Origin of the sequence: Streptomyces sp. NPDC014764 (genome assembly GCF_043082785.1) — a bacterium.
Taxonomy (GTDB): Bacteria; Actinomycetota; Actinomycetes; order Streptomycetales; family Streptomycetaceae; genus Streptomyces; species Streptomyces althioticus.
The window spans coordinates 113,733-129,833 of the sequence record NZ_JBIBXY010000010.1 but is presented as its reverse complement, the minus strand read 5'-3'; the positions used below and the strand labels follow the sequence as shown (position 1 = coordinate 129,833).

Here is a 16,101-nt window from a genome sequence, read left to right as displayed (position 1 = left end):
TCTCTCCTCGTGGTTCTTGTTACTGGTTGCCGCAGGCGGGCACGGTCGGCGTGTCCAGCCAGGGCAGGTCGTGGCCCATCCGGTCCCGCTTGGTGCGCAGGTAGCGGAGGTTGTGCTCGCTCGTGGTGACGGGCATCGGCTCGCGCCGGGCGACGTCGATGCCGTGGCGGGCGAGCGCGTCGGACTTGTCGGGGTTGTTGGTCATCAGGCGGACGCTGCGGACACCGAGGTCGGCGAGGATCTGCGCGCCGGCCGCGTAGTCCCGGGCGTCGGCGGGCAGGCCGAGTTCCAGGTTGGCGTCGAGGGTGTCGCGGCCGCGCTCCTGGAGTTCGTAGGCACGGAGCTTGGACATCAGACCGATGCCGCGTCCCTCGTGGCCGCGCAGGTAGACGACGACGCCCCGGCCCTCCTCCTGGATGCGGTCCAGGGAGGCGTCGAGCTGGGGGCCGCAGTCGCAGCGCTGGGAGCCGAAGACGTCACCGGTGAGGCATTCGGAGTGCATGCGGACGAGGACGTCCTTGCCGTCGCCGAGGTCGCCGTGCACCAGGGCGACGTGCTCGACCCCGTCGACGGTGGAGCGGAAGCCGTACGCGGTGAAGGTGCCGTGGGCGGTGGGCAGCCGGACCTCGGCCTCACGGCGGACGGTGGGTTCGCTGCCGCGCCGGTAGGCGATCAGGTCCTCGATGGAGATGATCGACAGGCCGTGCTTGCGGGCGAACGGGACCAGCTCCGGCAGGCGCAGCATGCGGCCGTCCTCGCCGGCGATCTCCACGATGGCGCCGGCCGGGCGCAGTCCGGCGAGGCGGGCCAGGTCGACGGCGGCCTCGGTGTGGCCGTCGCGCTCGAGCACGCCGCCGGGGCGGGCGCGCAGCGGGAAGATGTGGCCGGGGCGGACGAAGTCGTCGGGCGCGGACGCGCCGGAGGCCAGCAGTTGGAGCGTGGTGGCCCGGTCGGAGGCGGAGATGCCGGTGGTGACGCCGTGCGCGGCGGAGCCGTCGACGGTGACGGTGAACGCGGTCCGCATGGACTCGGTGTTCTGCTCGACCATCTGCGGGATCCGGAGCCGGTCGAGCTCCTCCCCCGTCATGGGCGCGCAGATCATGCCGCGGCACTCGGTCATCATGAAGGCGACGATCTCCTCGGTCGCCTTCTCGGCGGCGACGATCAGGTCGCCCTCGTTCTCCCGGTTCTCGTCGTCGACGACCACCACGGGGCGGCCGGCGGCGATGTCGGCGATCGCCTGCTCGACGGGGTCGAGCCGGAGGTCGAGGTCCTCGGTGTCGTACAGGATCGGTGCCGCGCTCATGCCGGCGCTCCTTCCAGTGCGGGCCGCGCGTCGCGGGAGCGCAGCCACCAGTCGCGCATGCCCCACAGGACGAGTGCGCCGTAGATGACGTAGACGAAGCCGGAGAACGCGAAGCCGTTGGCGAAGTTCAGCGGGACGCCGACGAGGTCGACGAGCAGCCAGGCGAACCAGAACTCGACCATGCCGCGGGCCTGGGCGTACATCGCGACGACCGTGCCGACGAAGATGTAGGCGTCCGGCCAGGGGTCCCAGGACAGGGACGGGTAGGCGGTGAAGAGGCCCCCGACGGCGAGGGTGCCGAGGGCGGCGCCGACAAGCAGCACGCCCCGTTCGCGCCAGGTGGCGAACCGTACGGCGACGGAGCCGTCCTGGGCCTGCTGCCGGCCGCGGTTCCACTGCCGGAAGCCCCAGACGGCGACGAGCATGACGACGACCTGCTTGCCGGCGCTGCCGGAGAGGTGGGCGGTGGCGAAGGCCGTGAAGAGGATGAGTCCGGAGACGAACTGGGCGGGCCAGGTCCACAGGGAGCGGCGCCAGCCGAGGGCGAGGCCGATCAGCCCGATCACGTTGCCGATCATGTCGGCCCACTTGATGTGCTGGCCGAAGAGGGTGAAGGCCTCGGAGTTGAGCCAGTTCACCGGGTGCCCCCCTCGCCGGCGACGCGGTCGCCGAGCATGCGCTCGACGTACTTGGCGATGACGTCCACCTCGAGGTTGACCGGGTCCCCGGGCTTCTTGATGCCGAGAGTGGTCAGGGCGAGGGTGGTGGGGATGAGGCTGACGGTGAAGTGGTCGCGCCCTGCGTCGACGACGGTGAGGCTGATGCCGTCGACGGTGATGGAGCCCTTCTCCACGACGTAGCGGCTGAGCTCCGCGGGGAGGGAGATCTTGACGATCTCCCAGTGCTCGGACGGGGTGCGGTCGAGGATCTCGCCGGTGCCGTCGACGTGGCCCTGCACGATGTGGCCGCCGAGGCGGTCGCCCACGGCGGTGGGCCGCTCGAGGTTGACGCGGGAGCCGACGGCGAGGGCGCCGAGGCTGGAGCGGTTCAGGGTCTCCGCCATGACGTCGGCGGTGAACTCGTCGCCCTCGTGGTCGACGACGGTGAGGCACACGCCGTTGACGGCGATGGAGTCGCCGTGTTTCGCGCCTTGGGTGACCACAGGGCCGCGCAGGCGGAAGCGACAGGCGTCGTCGAGGGTCTCGACGGCGATGACTTCGCCCAGCTCTTCGACGATTCCGGTGAACACTTCCCGGGTCCTCCTGCCTCTTCGGGCACGGACTCCGGGGCTGTCGATGACGACAGAATCACGGACGAGAACACCGAGGGCGACGCCGGACAGGGATCGCCCGAAGGGCGAACCGGTACGGCGGCGCGCATGGATGCCCGCCCGCCGCGCACTGCCTCCCATCCGGACTTTAACCGTCGGTCCAGGAATTTCACCTGGTCAACCGGTCGCTGGAGGCGACCGGGTCGCGGACTGTAACCGCCGGTTCGGACTTTCACCGACCCCGGAGTGCGCTGCTACTGGTACAGCACCAGTTTGCCACGGCGGTGACTCGACCACGCGGGTGAGGCGTGTGGAGTGGCTCACAGCGGGCGACGTCGTGGCAACCGAGGGTCGCACGATGCACAACTGCCGCAGACGTGCGCCCCCTTGGCGCCCCCTCCGCCTCCGGCGGGTGGTCCATACCTATTGACCCAACTGGTCTAGTCCTCTTAGGGTCCGACCCACCTCCCGCGGAGCGTCGGCCGGACCAGGGGTCCGCCGCGCTCCCCTCCAGCCGGCCCGGCGGCGGTGACGACGGCCCTTGCCCGCCGCCGGGCCTCACCACGCGCGCGGATGCGCCCGACGCCCGGCCCGGCCAAGCTGGATCCCGTACGGCGCCACGCGCACGCCACCCCAGGGCGCCCGTGTCCGGAGGGACTTGAGCAGCATGACCACGATCCTGGTGACCGGCGGTACCGGAACCCTCGGCAGGCATGTCGTCACGCGGCTGCGGGCGGACGGCCACGAGGTGCGGGTACTGAGCCGCCACGCCGCGCCCTACGCCGTCGACCTGCGCGCGGGCGACACCGGGCTGGACCACGCCCTGGACGGCACGGACACCGTCGTGCACTGCGCCACCTCGGCGCGCGGCGGTGACGAGCAGGCCGCGCGGAATCTGATCGCGGCGGCCCGGCGGGCCGGTGTGGCGCATCTGGTCTACATGTCGATCGTCGGCGTGGACCGGGTGCCGTACCCCTACTACCGCACGAAGCTGGCGGTGGAGCGGCAGTTCGAGGACTGCGGAACCGGCTGGACGGTACTGCGCGCCACCCAGTTCCACGACCTGCTGTTCCGGCTGTTCCAGGGCCTGTCGAAGTCGCCGGTGATGCCGCTGCCCGCCCGGGTGAAGGACCAGCCGGTGGAGGTCGGGGAGGTCGCGCAGCGCCTGGCCGAGCTGGCGCAGGGCGCGCCCGCAGGCCGCGCGGACGACATGGGCGGCCCCGAGGTCCGCACGATGCACTCCCTGGCCCGCTCGTACCTGGACGCCGTGGGCCGCCGCCGCGCGCTGGTGAAGGTCCCGCTCCGCGGATCGGCGTACGAAGCGTTCCGCGCGGGGGGCCATCTGGCCCCGGACCGGGCGGTGGGCACCCGCACGTTCGAGGACTACCTCGCGGAACGGACCGCGGTGGTGCGGGGGGCTCGGCGATAGGCGCTGGGCGGCAGGGGCTCGGCGGTAGGCGTACACCTGGACCGGCATCCCGCCAGCGGCGGCGAGGCCGGCGCCGGCCCGGAGACGCCTGGCGAGGCGGTCCGGCCCACGGGGAATCCCGTCAGTGCCCCGGCACACCGAACAGTTCGTCCTGGGCGTGGTCGCGGGCCGTCAGCAGTGCCCCGCGCAGGACCGCCCCTCCGCCCAGGGCGCTGGGGCGGACCTCGACGGGGAGCGGGGACATCACGGTCAGGCGGTCGTGGACGCGGGACGCCAGAGCCTCGCCGCCCGCCTGGCCGATCTCGCCGCCCAGGATCACGCACCCGGGGTCCAGCAGCGCGACCACGGAGGCCACGCCCACCGCGATCCGGTCGGCCAGGGTGTCGAGGAAGCGCGTGTGTGCCGCGCTCTCCGGCCCGGCGACGGCTGTCCGTACCGCGCCCGCCGCCTCCGGGCCGGACCCGGCGCCCGGTACGACCCCGCACTCCCTCGCGAGCGTCGCGACCGCCGCCGCGCCGGCCAGGGAGTGGAAGCCGCCCGCGCAGTCGGTCGCGGAGGGCAGGCCCCGGGTCCCCGGGACGGGGAGGAAGCCGATCTCGCCGGTGCCGCCGGAGGCGCCCCGGCGCAAGGCGCCGTCGAGGATCACGGCGGCGCCCGTGCCGTGGCCCAGCCACAGCAGCACGAAGGTGTCCCGGTCACGGGCGGACCCGTCGCGCTGCTCGGCGAGCGCGGCGAGGTTGGTCTCGTTCTCCACACTGACCCGGGCCTCGGGCAGCCGTTCCTGGAGGGCGGCCACCAGGCGCCGGTGCCACTCGGGCAGGCTCGTGGAGTCTCGGAGTTCGCCGGTCGCGGGGTCGATGAGGCCGGGCGCGCCGATGCCCACCGTGTGCAGCCGGTCGGCGCCCGCCTCCTTGGCCGTCCGCTCGACCAGGGCCACCGCCTGCTCGACCGCGGGGCCGGTGCCCGTGTCGTCGGCGATGGGCAGGGACGCCTCGCCCAGCACCCCGCCGACGAGGTCGGACACGACGAGGGCGACACCCTCGGTGCGCACGTCCAGGGCGGCGAGGTGCGCACGGCCGGCGACGATGCCGTAGAGCCTGGCGTTGGGGCCCCTCCGTGGGGCTCGGGCCTCACCGGCGACCTCGATCAGGCCGGCGGCGGTGAGCCGTTCGACCAGGTCGGCGACGGTGGGCCGGGACAGCCCGGTGAGCTCTTTCAGCTGCCCCGCGGTCAGCGGGCCCTCCTGCTGGAGCAGGCGCAGGGCGAGCCGGTCGTTGATGGCTCGGGCAGTGCTCGGGGATGCGGCCATGCCGGGATCCTTCCAGATCGGCGGACCCGGCCGGCGGGTGCCGTGTCCCGGGATACCCCGTTTCTTTCAGGCAGGGTTCCTGATAGTTTACGGCGGCGCGCACGACAGAGGAACGCGCACACGACGGCGGTGATCAGGGAGGGGCGGGTCGATGAGCGCAGTGGTTCACACATCGGGCGAGGTGAAGCGGGCCCGGTACGCCGTGGCCGCGGTGTTCGCCGTGCACGGCGCGGTCACCGGTTCCTTCGCGACCCGGGTCCCCTGGATCCAGGACCACGCGGGGGTCAGCGCGGGCCAGCTGGGCCTGGCGCTCGCCTTCCCCGCGCTGGGCGCGTCCCTCGCGATGCCGCTCGCGGGCGGCATCTCGCACCGCTTCGGCGCCCGCAACGCGCTGCGCGGGCTGCTCGCCCTGTGGACGCTCGCGCTGATCCTGCCGTCCCTCGCCCCGAACCTGCTGACCCTCTGTCTGGCCCTGTTCGTCTTCGGCGCCACGGCGGGCATGTCGGACGTGGCGATGAACGCCCTGGGCGTCGAGGTGGAGAACCGGCTCGACCGGTCGATCATGTCGGGCCTGCACGGCATGTGGAGCGTCGGCGCGGTCGTCGGCTCCGCGGCCGGCACACTCGCCGCGCACCTCGGCTCGGACGCCCGGCTGCACCACGCGCTGGCGGCCGCCGTGCTGACGGTCGTGGGCTTCGTGGCCTGCGCGTGGGTGCTCGACCTGCAGCCGACGGAGGACGAGGAACCGCCGCCCCGGTTCGCGCTGCCGCCCCGCTCGGCGCTGCTGATCGGCGCGATCGGCTTCTGCGCGGTCTTCGCCGAAGGGGCGAGCCTGGACTGGTCGGCGGTCTACCTGCGCGACCAGCTGGAGACCTCCGCCGGTCTCGCGGCCGCCTGCACCACCGGCTTCACGCTCACCATGGCGGTCGCCCGCATCGCGGGCGACCGCGTGGTGGACCGCTACGGCGCGGTGCGCACGGTCCGCGCGAGCGGCGTGGTCGCCCTGCTCGGCGGCCTGCTCATCGTGTCCGCCGGCCACCCGGCCGTCGCGATGGCCGGGTTCGCCCTCATGGGGCTGGGCATCGCGGTGGTCGTCCCGCTCTGCTTCGCCGCCGCCGGCCGCAGCGGCTCCAACCCGAGCCTGGCCATCGCGGGCGTGGCGACCATCACCTACACCTCGGGGCTGATCGCCCCGAGCGCGATCGGCATGCTGGCCCAGGCGACGAGCCTGGTGGTGTCGTTCGTGCTGGTGACCGTCCTGACGAGCGGCATCGCGGGCTTCGCCGGGGTGCTGCACGCGGGCGACCGGGCGAAGGTCACGCGTCCGGACGCAGCAGTTCCCGAGCGGCGCCCCTGAACCCGTCGCTCCACGGCGCCGGGCGCAGGGTCGTGGCGTCCAGCCGCACCAGCACCCGGCTGCCCCGGGCGTAGGTCACCGCGCCGTCCGCCGAACAGAACCGGAAACCGTAGGTGAGTCCGGTGGTGCCCAGCCGGTCCAGCCACAGGTGGACGGCGTAGGGGCCGGGCCTGGTCACCGGGGCCTCGTAGGTGAGGCGCAGTTCCTTGACCGCGTTGCAGGCGTCGCCCGCGGCGGCCCAGTCGCCGTCGAAGGCGACGCCGACCGCCTGCATCCATTCGGCCCAGGCGCGCTCGACGAGCAGCGGGTAGCGGGCGTTGTGCAACAGCCCCAGCGCGTCGAGGTCGTCGAAGTGGACGGTCACGGGGATCAGCCGGCCGTAGGAGAGGGCGGGCGCGGGCGGGGCTTCGGCGGTCACGGGCGGTGCTCCTGGGACGTACGGGATCGGTGCCGTGTGCATCGATCGACGGCGTGACCTCATCCTAAGCAGTCGCTCAGAGACGCCCGGGTGCCCGCCCACCTGTGCGAACCACTTCTCTCCGGGCCGCACAATGGTGCGGACACGCTGGCCGCACGACGAAAGCGACAACCCATGGATCTCGGCGTCCGCTGGAAACTGCACGGAGACGGACGCACTCCGGCACCCGGGGCGGTGGTCCGTCCCGACGAGCGCCTCTCCTGGCCGCGCACAGCGGGCCTCGGCGCCCAGCACGTGGTCGCCATGTTCGGCGCGTCCTTCGTGGCGCCCGTCCTCATGGGTCTGGACCCCAACCTGGCGATCATGATGTCGGGCGTCGCCACCATGGTCTTCCTGCTGGCCACCCGCGGCCGGGTGCCGAGCTACCTGGGCTGCTCGCTCTCCTTCGTCGGTGTCGCCGCGGTGATCCGGGCGGACGGCGGTTCCAGCGCCACCGTGACGGGCGCGGTGTTCGTGGTGGGCGGCGCGCTGTTCCTGGTGGGCCTCGCGGTGCGGAAGTTCGGCGCGCGGATCATCCACGCGGCGATGCCGCCCGTGGTGACCGGCGCGGTGGTCATGCTGATCGGCTTCAACCTGGCGCCGGTGACCGCCTCGACGTACTGGCCGCAGGACCAGTGGACCGCGCTGTTCGTGATGCTGTTCACCGGACTCGCCGTGGTCTGTCTGCGCGGCTTCTGGTCCCGCATCGCGATCTTCCTCGGCCTGATCTTCGGCTACGTCCTGTCCTGGGCCCTGGACCGGGTCTTCGGGCGGATCCACTCGGCGGACGCGAGCGGCAAGGTCACCGACCACTGGCGGCTGGACCTCTCGGGCGTGGGCCGGGCGGACTGGATCGGCCTGCCCGACTTCCACGGGCCGTCCTTCGAGTGGTCGGCCATCCTGGTCGCCCTGCCGGTGGTCATCGCCCTGATCGCCGAGAACGCGGGCCATGTGAAGGCCGTCGGCGAGATGACCGGCGACAACCTGGACGACAAGCTCGGCACGGCCATCTCCGCCGACGGCGTGGGCTCCATGCTGTCCACCGCGGTCGGCGGCCCGCCCAACACCACCTACTCCGAGAACATCGGCGTGATGGCCGCGACCCGCGTCTACTCCACCGCCGCCTACTGGGCCGCCGCCTGCTTCGCCCTGCTGTTCGGCCTGTGCCCCAAGTTCGGCGCGGTCGTGGCGGCCGTTCCCGGCGGTGTGCTGGGCGGCATCACCGTCATCCTGTACGGCATGATCGGTCTGCTCGGCGCCCAGATCTGGCTCAACGCCAAGGTGGACCTGCGCAATCCGCTGAACCTGGTGCCGGCCGCGGCGGGCATCATCATCGGCGTCGGCAACGTCTCCATGGAGTTCACCGACACGTTCTCGCTCAGCGGCATCGCCCTCGGCACGGTCGTCGTCATCACCGGCTACCACGCGCTGCGCGCCTTCGCCCCCGCCCACCTCAAGACGCAGCAGCCGCTGCTCGACGAGGGCACCTCCTCCTACGACCCGGGCGGCTCCGATGAGGATCAGCGCGCCAAGTCGTAGGCGTACGACGGGCTGAACGTCCCCGGCGCGCCTTTGCAGCCGTCGGACTCGCCGGGGAGCTTCACCCACAGGTAGGCGTCGATCCGGGCCTCGCCGGTGCTGAGCGTCGGGGCCCGGCCCAGTGTGCGGCCCGCGGGGTCGCACCATTCACCGTCGGCGGGGGCTCCGTTGCCGTTGCGGCTGGTGTCGATCACCGCGCCGAGGCCCGTGCCGCCGAGGGCGTCGAGCACGGCACGGTCGTAGGCGATCTCGTCGGCCGTGCCGTGGAAGTTGGACACGTTGCTGAAGACGCCGTCCGACGACGCGGGAGAGGCGGCCCCCGCCCGGCGGAGCAGGTCCGCCTGCTTGGCGGGCGCGTGCCAGCCGGAGTGCCCGGCGTCGTAGTAGACGCGGGTGCGGGAGTTGGCCTCCTTGAACACCCGCCCGGCGCGGGCCAGCGAGGCGAACCGCTCGGCCCGCTGCCCGGCGGACAGGCAGTCGGCCTGCGCGACCGAGTCGGGTTCCAGGATCACCACGACCTCCCCGCCGCCCAGCCCGGCGGCGAACCGGTCGATCCAGTCGTCGTAGGCGTCGAGGTCCGGCGCACCGCCCTCGGAGTGACCGCCGCAGTCCCGCCCGGGGATCACGTACGGCACGACGACGGGCACCCGCCCCTCGGCGGCCCCGCCGGACGTCACCGCCCTCACCCGCGCGGTGACGGTGTCCGGCGACCAGTCCGCGAACCACACGGCCGCCGGCTGATCGGCGATACGTGACTCGATGACCGGGCGGCGCGGGTCGTCGGGGTGCGTCCGCACCCAGTCGAGCACGCGGGAGGCGGGGTGGCGGTAGAGCCGTGCGGAAGCCGTGGCCCTCTCGGTCTGCGGCGGCGCGGAAGCCGGCGCACTCGACCGTTTCGCCCTGGCGGACGGCGAGGCGGGCACCGTGGCCGAGGGCGAGGGCGACGCCGACGGCAGGGCGGGCAGCGGCACCGGACGGGACGACACGGACGGCACGGGCCGGGCCTCCGGCACGTCCGGTCCCTCCCCCGTCGCCGAGATCACCCCGGACACGGTGCCTGCCACGACCACGACCGAGGCCGCCGCGACCATCGTGGCCCTCCGTGCCTCGCGCCGGCGGTCCGCACGGCGCGCCGAGAGTCTGCGGGCACGCGAGCCTGCCACCTTGTGCTTCCCCCCTCCCCCGCGACGGGCGCGTTCCCCCGTTCCGGGGAAGCGCCGGGCCCGCCGCCACCGGAGTCAGACTAAAGGTGTCACCCTGCGCTCATGGCGCAATGCGAACAAGTCCTCACCCCGGTCGACGGGGTCGTCGCCCGTCTGCGCGCCCTCGACGCGGCCCTGCCCGCGCGGGACGGGGTCGCGGTCTTCAACCGTGTCTACCTCGCCGTGACCCGGGCCGTAGACCGGCGTATCGACGCCGGGCTGTTCCCCGACGCCCGTGCGGTCATCACCCTGGACGTCCGCTTCGCGGAGTACTACCTGGCGGCCGTCGACGCGGCGGCGGACGGCCGGCGTCCCCCCGCCTGCTGGCGTCCGCTGTTCCAGTTCCGCCGCCATCCCGGTGTACGTCCGGTGCAGTTCGCGCTGGCGGGCATCAACGCGCACATCGGGCACGACCTCGCGCTTGCCGTGGTGGACACCTGCCGTACGCTCGGCTGCCAACCCGCCGATCTCGAGGACGAGTTCGAGGCCGTGGGTGAACTCCTCCTGTCGCTGGAGGAGCGCATCCGCGACGAGTTGGTGCCCGGCCCGGAGTCACTGAGGATCGCCGACCCGCTGACCCATCTGCTCGGTGCGTGGAGCCTGGACCGGGCCCGGGACGCGGCCTGGACGGCGGCGCGCGCCCTGTGGGCGCTGCGCCGGCTGCCCGACGTGGCGGCGGAGTTCACCGAACGGCTGGACACCGCGGTGGGATTCGCGGGCCGCATGCTGCTCACGCCGCTGCCCGACTGACGTCAGTCCTCCGGGAGTTCGACGGGCGCGATCTCGTCGTACAGGTCGCCAGGACCCGGGTTGGTCGGGTCGGTGGCGCCGCCGAGCTGGTGCATCACGCCCCACACCGCGTTGAGCGCGGTCTGCACGGCGCCCTCGGCCCAGCCCGCCGTCCACGAGATGTCGTCGCCGGCGAGGAAGATGCCCCGCTTGTCCTCCGGCAGCCGGTCCTGCATGAAGTGGGTGAACAGCCGCCGCTGGTAGCGGTAGTGGCCGGGCAGGTTGGCCTTGAACGCGCCCATGAAGTAGGGCTCGTTCTCCCAGGAGACGGTCACCGGGTTGCCGATGACGTGCTTCCGGATGTCGACCTTGGGGTAGATCTCGCCGAGCGACTTCAGCATGACCTCCATCCGCTCGTTGGCGGACAGCGGCAGCCACTTCAGACTGTCGTCGCACCAGGTGTAGGACAGGCAGATCACGGCGGGCTTGTCCGGGCCGTTGTCCAGAAGGTAGGTGCCGCGGGTCATGCGGTCGGTGAGCGTCATCGACATGACGTCCCGCCCGGTTGACTCGTCCTTGTCCAGCCAGAACGGCCGGTCCACCGGTACGAAGAGCTTGGAGCTCTCCATGTAGTGGGTGCGCTCGATGGCGGTCCAGTGGTCGATGGGGAAGAGCGAGTCGTCGCAGTCGATCTTCGACAGCAGCATCCAGGACTGCGCGGTGAAGACGGCCGCACGGTAGGTACGGATGTCGCCGCGCGCGTCCGTCACGGTGATCCCGTTGCCGGCGGTACGCCCGAGCCGCGTCACGGCGGGCCGCGGCTCCCCGTCCACGTGCAGCGACTGCAGCGAGGTGCCGTACGGCCAGTGGACGATCTTCTCGGGCTCCCGCTCCCACAGCCGGAGCGGGAGCTGCTGCGACCCGCCGACGATCCCGCGGTGGTGGTCGTCGGCCTCGGTGTAGACGACCCGCAGGATCTCCAGGATGGAGTTCGGGAAGTCGGTGTCCCATCCCCCGGTCCCGAACCCGACCTGCCCGAAGATCTCCCGGTGCCGGAAGGACTTGAAGGCCTCCGACTCGCACAGGAACCCGTAGAAGGTCTGGTTGTCGAGCTTCTCCACCAGCCGCGACCAGATCTCCCGGATCCGCGGCACGTCCCGCTCGCGCAGGGCCCGGTTCATGTCGGAGAAGTCGGCCCCCTCCTCCAGGCACCGCGCCCAGGCGTCGGCCACGTCACGGTAGACCTGCGGGAGATCGGCCATCGTCTCCGCGTAGTGCGACTCGCCCTTCAGATCGACGACGGTCGAAGGGGTCGCCTCGGCAAGCGGGTTCGGGAAGGGCCGGGTCTCCAGTCCCACCAGGTCGATGTAGTGCTGCAGGGCCGTGGACGACGGCGGGAACCGCATGGCCCCCATCTCCGCCGTAAGCGACGGGTCGCATCCCTCGAACCCGACGGTCCGCAGCCGCCCGCCGATCCGGTCGGCCTCGTACACGACCGGCTTGAGCCCCATCTTCATCAGCTCGTAGGCGGCGACGATCCCGGACAGCCCACCGCCGATGACGGCGACCTCGGTGCCGTGCCCCGTGGCCGGCACCTGCCCGATCCCGGCGGGGTGGGCCAGGAAGTCGTCGTACGCGTACGGGAAGTCAGGGCCGAACATGGTGATCGGCGGCTGCTGCTCGTCGGCGTGCTCGACGGCGTTGGGCACCGTGGACGTCATGGGGTGGGGACTCCTTGCAGTGGTGGAACCGGGGAAGATCAGACGAGGGACCCGTAGAGGGGCGGCCGGCGGTCCCGCAGATACGGGTTGGCCTCGCGGGACGCGGCGAGGAGCACCGGGTCGACGTCGGCGAGGAGCAGTTCCTCGGCCCGGCCGGCGCGGGAGCGGGCGACCCCGTCGGGCCCGGCCAGCGTGGACAACCCCACGAACTCGAACTCGCCCTCCGGGCCGACCCGGTTGACGTAGGCGATGTACATCTGGCTCTCGAAGGCGCGCACCGGCACGACGGACTCGGCGACGAACTGGTACGGGTGCAGCTGGGCCGTGGGCACCAGCAGCAGATCGGTGCCGGCGAGGGCGTGGGCGCGGACGTTCTCCGGGAACTCCACGTCGTAGCAGATCATCAGGCCGACGGTGAGACCGTCGAGCTCCGCCTGCACGACGGGCCGGTCGCCCGGGGTGAAGTGGTCGTGCTCGAAGCAGCCGTAGAGGTGGGTCTTGCGGTAGTTCGCGAGACGGGTGCCGTCGGGGGCGACGAGCTGGACGGAGTTGTACACCGTGCCGCCGGCCCGCTCGGGGTAGCCGTAGGCGACGGCGAGACCGTGCCGGCCGGCGGTCTCCGCGACCGCGTCCGCAGCGTAGCCGTCGGCGGGCTCGGCGAGGCGGCCGAGGTCGTCGCCGATGGCGTAGCCGGTGAGGAAGAGCTCGGAGGTCACCAGCAGATCCGCGCCCGCCGCGGCCGCGCGGGCGGCCGCGGCGTCGAGAGCCTTGAGGTTCTCGACGACGTGGCCGGGGTGGCCGGAGCTCTGGAGCAGGGCGGTGCGCATGCGTGATCCTCACCGGACAGGCGGGGGCTGGGGGGTCACCCATGAAGGTACGGTCGCGTGTCCGCGCGGGACAAGGAGAAGCCGTTGCGCACCGGTGCGCCGATCGTTGCGCGTGGAGGGCCGGTCACGGCGATTCGTTGCACGGGTTCAGCCTGCGCCCCGGATGCTGTCGATGATGCGGGTCCAGTTGTCGCCGCCGTGCCCGTTCTCGATCGCGCGCCGGTAGTGCCCCTGCACGGCCAGGGGGAGGGCGAGGTCGAGACCGAGTGACCGGCTGGTCTCGACGATGTGGTCGGACGTGGCGCCCATCATGGTGACGGTGCTGAGATCGCCGGGATGTTCGCCGGCGTCGAGAGCGGCACCGGGGTTCTCTCCACCGGCCCGCAGGATGTCGCCGATCGAGTCGGCGGAGGAGATCAGCTCCGGCAGCGCCTCCCGGGCCTTCATCCCCGCGGAGCCCAGCATCGCCGTGGCGTGCATCAGCCCGGACAGGGTGGTGAGGAACACCGCGAGCTGGGCCTGGTACATCATCTGGGCGAGACCCGGGTCCCCGCCCAGGTACTTCGGCGTCCCCAGCAGCGCCAACGCGGCCCGGTGGCTCTCCATCACGCGTTCACGTCCGCTGTAGTAGACGAAGGCCGCCTCCGTGCCGACCATCGGCGCGGGGACCATGACACCTCCGGTCAGGAAGGCGGCGCCGTGCCCCTCCGCCCAGGCGGCCGCCTCACGCGAGCGGTCGGGAGTGTCGGAGCTCAGATTGACCAGGGTCCGTCCGGCGAGCGAGGCGGTGACGCCGCCGAGGATGTCGTACATCGCCCGGTAGTCGGTGAGGCTGAGGATCACCAGGTCACTCGCCTCGACCGCCTCCCCGGGCGTTGCTGCGAGCGTCGCTCCGTCGGCGACGACGGCGTCGGCCCGGGCGGCGGTGCGGTTCCAGACGGTGACCGGGTGACCGGCGGCGAGAAGCGTACGGGTCGTGGCCTGCCCCATCGGACCGAGCCCGACCACGGTGACGGGGCGGTCGTGGCTGCTGTTCTCTCGTTCATTCACCCCTCCATCCTTCGACGCCGTCACTACGCTCGGAAGTACCGACTTTTTACTGCGGTACTTACCTTTTCGTAAGGGGGTTCGGTGATGGCGAAGGCGCCGAGGAACGGGCCGTACATCTGCGGCATCGACGCCGCGCTCGACGTGGTGAGCGGCAAATGGAAGGGCCTGATCCTCTGGGAGCTCGACGCCCATGGGGTACGCCGCTTCGCCGAGCTGCGCCGCGGTCTGCCCGGGGTGAGCGAGAAGATGCTGACGCAGCACCTGCGGGAGATGGAGGAGGACGGTCTGGTCCACCGGGAGGTGCACGCCGAGGTGCCGCCGAGGGTGGAGTACTCCCTGACGGAGTCCGGACGCGCACTGAACAAGGCCCTCGCCCCGCTCGGCGCCTGGGGCACCGAGCGGATCCACCGCGAGGACTTCACCACGGTCGGCGTACCCGAGACCTCGCAAGGGTGACGACCACCGCCCGGCAGCCGCCCACGGCGAGGAGGGGGCGGGCGGAGGTGGGTGCCCGCAGCGGCCGGCGCGTCCGCGCCCTGTGCCTCTCCTGGCGACCCGGTCGCGCCGGACCGAGGACGCCCACCCCCGCCGCGCCCCCGCACCACCACCCCGCCGTGGGCGCTACAGCACCCCCACCGGACGAAACCCTGCGCCGCAAGCGTCCCCCACCGGACGAAACCCTGCGCCCCAGGCGTCACACCTCGGCCCCCACCCGCCCCCTCAGCCGCACCACGCCCAACCCCACCGCCAGCACCACGTACGGCACCGCCGACACCGCGAACGCCGCACCGTGCCCGTGACCCGACGCGACCACCGCGTACCCCGCGAACACCGTCAGCGTCACGGCCTCCGTGCCCAGCCCCGCCACCGACGTCAGCGTCGCCCGCCCCGTCGACTCGATCCGGTGCTGCAGGCGCGCCTCCGCCAGCACGGTCGCCGCCTGGAACGCACCGAACGCCACCGCGACCAGCAGCAGTCCCGTCACCGTCCCGGTGACGGCGCCCGCCGCCAGGGCTACGCCTCCCCCGCCCAGCAGCAGAGCGAGCCCGCCCGTGCCGAACCGCTCCCCCTCACCCGCCAGCAGGCTTCCGGCCGTGGCCCCGCCCCAGATCACCAGCAGCACCCACGGCACGGCCACATCGGCGACCCCCGCCTCGCGCACCAGCAACGACGTGTACTCGTCCAGCGCCCCCCACACCGCCGCCACCGCCGGCACCAGCAGCAACGCGCCCCGCACGGACCGGTCCCGTCGGGCCTCACCCAGGCCCGCCCGCAGAGCGACACCCCAGCCCCGAGGCTCCTCGGCCCGCGCCACCCGGTGCTCGGGGAACCTCAGCGCCGTCACCGAGGTCAGCAGGCACACCAGCACACTCGCCGCCCCCACGGCCGCATGCCCGCCCCACGCCAGCACGGGCCCGGCCAGCCCCATCGCCGCCATCACGGCAACGAGCCCCGCCGCCCGTGCCCGCCCCAGCACGCGCGCGTACCGGTCGGAGACCCCACCGCGCTCCAGCTCGTCGTAGACGAGGGCCTCCAGCGCACCGGAGCACAGCGCCCCGCCGGTCCCCCACAGCACGAACCCCACCGCGAACGCGGCGTACGACGGCGTGAGGACCCACAGCGCGAACCCGGCACCCGTCAGCAGCGGACCGACGACCAGCAACAGCCGACGCGACACCGCGTCGGCCCACGCCCCGGACGGGACTTCCAGCACCACGGCCGTCACCGACCAGAGGGCGAACAGCGACGAGATCTGCCACACGGACAGCCCGGCGTCGCTGAACAGCAGCGCGTACACCGGGTACAGCAGGACGAATTCTTCGAGGAACGAGTAGCCGTACAGCGTGGTCGTCAGCCGACGCACGCGCACGTCGACGGCACGCGTGGGCGTGAGAGTCATGAGGC

Annotated in this window: 15 protein-coding genes and 1 riboswitch; of the genes, 5 read left to right on the top strand and 10 right to left on the bottom strand. The window is 72.6% G+C overall.

Annotated elements, in window-relative coordinates:
• Positions 1-19 precede the first annotated feature (19 nt).
• Genes ACF1AG_RS23465 through ACF1AG_RS23455 form a run of 3 tightly spaced genes read right to left on the bottom strand, consistent with a single transcriptional unit; the run spans position 20 to position 2,555 of the window.
• Entirely contained in the window at positions 20-1,306 is a 1,287-nt protein-coding gene (locus ACF1AG_RS23465; protein WP_359752401.1) for a bifunctional 3,4-dihydroxy-2-butanone-4-phosphate synthase/GTP cyclohydrolase II, read from the bottom strand.
• Positions 1,303-1,944, bottom strand: coding sequence for a nicotinamide riboside transporter PnuC (locus tag ACF1AG_RS23460; RefSeq protein ID WP_387796840.1), 642 nt, complete (start codon positions 1,942-1,944; stop codon positions 1,303-1,305). The genes ACF1AG_RS23465 and ACF1AG_RS23460 overlap by 4 nt, the downstream gene beginning before the upstream one ends.
• Entirely contained in the window at positions 1,941-2,555 is a 615-nt protein-coding gene (locus tag ACF1AG_RS23455; RefSeq protein ID WP_359605054.1) for a riboflavin synthase, read from the bottom strand. The genes ACF1AG_RS23460 and ACF1AG_RS23455 overlap by 4 nt, the downstream gene beginning before the upstream one ends.
• Before the next feature lie 144 nt (positions 2,556-2,699).
• A riboswitch (FMN riboswitch) is annotated at positions 2,700-2,830 on the bottom strand.
• Positions 2,831-3,243: 413 nt separating this feature from the next.
• Between ACF1AG_RS23455 and ACF1AG_RS23450 the strand changes: the two genes are divergently transcribed.
• Positions 3,244-4,005: an SDR family oxidoreductase gene (locus ACF1AG_RS23450; RefSeq protein WP_391810350.1), complete on the top strand. Its 762-nt coding sequence runs from the start codon at positions 3,244-3,246 to the stop codon at positions 4,003-4,005.
• Between the two features lie 121 nt (positions 4,006-4,126).
• Here the strand turns inward: ACF1AG_RS23450 and ACF1AG_RS23445 are convergent, their stop codons facing one another.
• The gene (locus ACF1AG_RS23445; protein WP_359605058.1) at positions 4,127-5,314 is read right to left on the bottom strand and encodes an ROK family transcriptional regulator; all 1,188 of its coding nucleotides are present in this window, start codon (positions 5,312-5,314) and stop codon (positions 4,127-4,129) included.
• A 151-nt stretch (positions 5,315-5,465) separates the two neighbouring features.
• Between ACF1AG_RS23445 and ACF1AG_RS23440 the strand changes: the two genes are divergently transcribed.
• Positions 5,466-6,671, top strand: a complete 1,206-nt coding sequence (locus ACF1AG_RS23440) for an MFS transporter (protein WP_391810349.1) — start codon at positions 5,466-5,468, stop codon at positions 6,669-6,671.
• Here ACF1AG_RS23440 and ACF1AG_RS23435 read toward each other — a convergent pair.
• The gene (locus tag ACF1AG_RS23435) at positions 6,631-7,089 is read right to left on the bottom strand and encodes an acyl-CoA thioesterase (protein ID WP_359605062.1); all 459 of its coding nucleotides are present in this window, start codon (positions 7,087-7,089) and stop codon (positions 6,631-6,633) included. The two genes, ACF1AG_RS23440 and ACF1AG_RS23435, sit on opposite strands and share 41 nt — an antisense overlap.
• A gap of 174 nt (positions 7,090-7,263) precedes the next feature.
• Between ACF1AG_RS23435 and ACF1AG_RS23430 the strand changes: the two genes are divergently transcribed.
• Positions 7,264-8,667, top strand: a complete 1,404-nt coding sequence (locus ACF1AG_RS23430) for a solute carrier family 23 protein (RefSeq protein WP_359605064.1) — start codon at positions 7,264-7,266, stop codon at positions 8,665-8,667.
• Here the strand turns inward: ACF1AG_RS23430 and ACF1AG_RS23425 are convergent.
• Complete coding sequence (locus ACF1AG_RS23425; RefSeq protein ID WP_391810348.1) at positions 8,649-9,758, bottom strand: glycoside hydrolase family 6 protein; 1,110 nt, start codon at positions 9,756-9,758, stop codon at positions 8,649-8,651. The genes ACF1AG_RS23430 and ACF1AG_RS23425 overlap by 19 nt on opposite strands.
• A gap of 174 nt (positions 9,759-9,932) precedes the next feature.
• Between ACF1AG_RS23425 and ACF1AG_RS23420 the strand changes: the two genes are divergently transcribed.
• Positions 9,933-10,619: a DUF5995 family protein gene (locus ACF1AG_RS23420; RefSeq protein ID WP_359605068.1), complete on the top strand. Its 687-nt coding sequence runs from the start codon at positions 9,933-9,935 to the stop codon at positions 10,617-10,619.
• Between the two features lie 2 nt (positions 10,620-10,621).
• On the opposite strand, the gene ACF1AG_RS23415 is transcribed toward ACF1AG_RS23420, so the two are convergent.
• The 3 genes from ACF1AG_RS23415 to ACF1AG_RS23405 form a co-directional block, all read right to left on the bottom strand.
• Complete coding sequence (locus tag ACF1AG_RS23415) at positions 10,622-12,319, bottom strand: flavin monoamine oxidase family protein (protein ID WP_391810347.1); 1,698 nt, start codon at positions 12,317-12,319, stop codon at positions 10,622-10,624.
• Positions 12,320-12,357: 38 nt separating this feature from the next.
• Entirely contained in the window at positions 12,358-13,146 is a 789-nt protein-coding gene (locus ACF1AG_RS23410; protein ID WP_391810346.1) for a carbon-nitrogen hydrolase family protein, read from the bottom strand.
• A 147-nt stretch (positions 13,147-13,293) separates the two neighbouring features.
• Complete coding sequence (locus ACF1AG_RS23405; protein WP_391810345.1) at positions 13,294-14,196, bottom strand: NAD(P)-dependent oxidoreductase; 903 nt, start codon at positions 14,194-14,196, stop codon at positions 13,294-13,296.
• A gap of 84 nt (positions 14,197-14,280) precedes the next feature.
• Between ACF1AG_RS23405 and ACF1AG_RS23400 the strand changes: the two genes are divergently transcribed.
• The gene (locus tag ACF1AG_RS23400; protein WP_359607763.1) at positions 14,281-14,652 is read left to right on the top strand and encodes a helix-turn-helix domain-containing protein; all 372 of its coding nucleotides are present in this window, start codon (positions 14,281-14,283) and stop codon (positions 14,650-14,652) included.
• A 238-nt stretch (positions 14,653-14,890) separates the two neighbouring features.
• Here the strand turns inward: ACF1AG_RS23400 and ACF1AG_RS23395 are convergent, their stop codons facing one another.
• Positions 14,891-16,096, bottom strand: a complete 1,206-nt coding sequence (locus ACF1AG_RS23395; protein WP_359607765.1) for an MFS transporter — start codon at positions 16,094-16,096, stop codon at positions 14,891-14,893.
• Positions 16,097-16,101 lie beyond the last annotated feature (5 nt).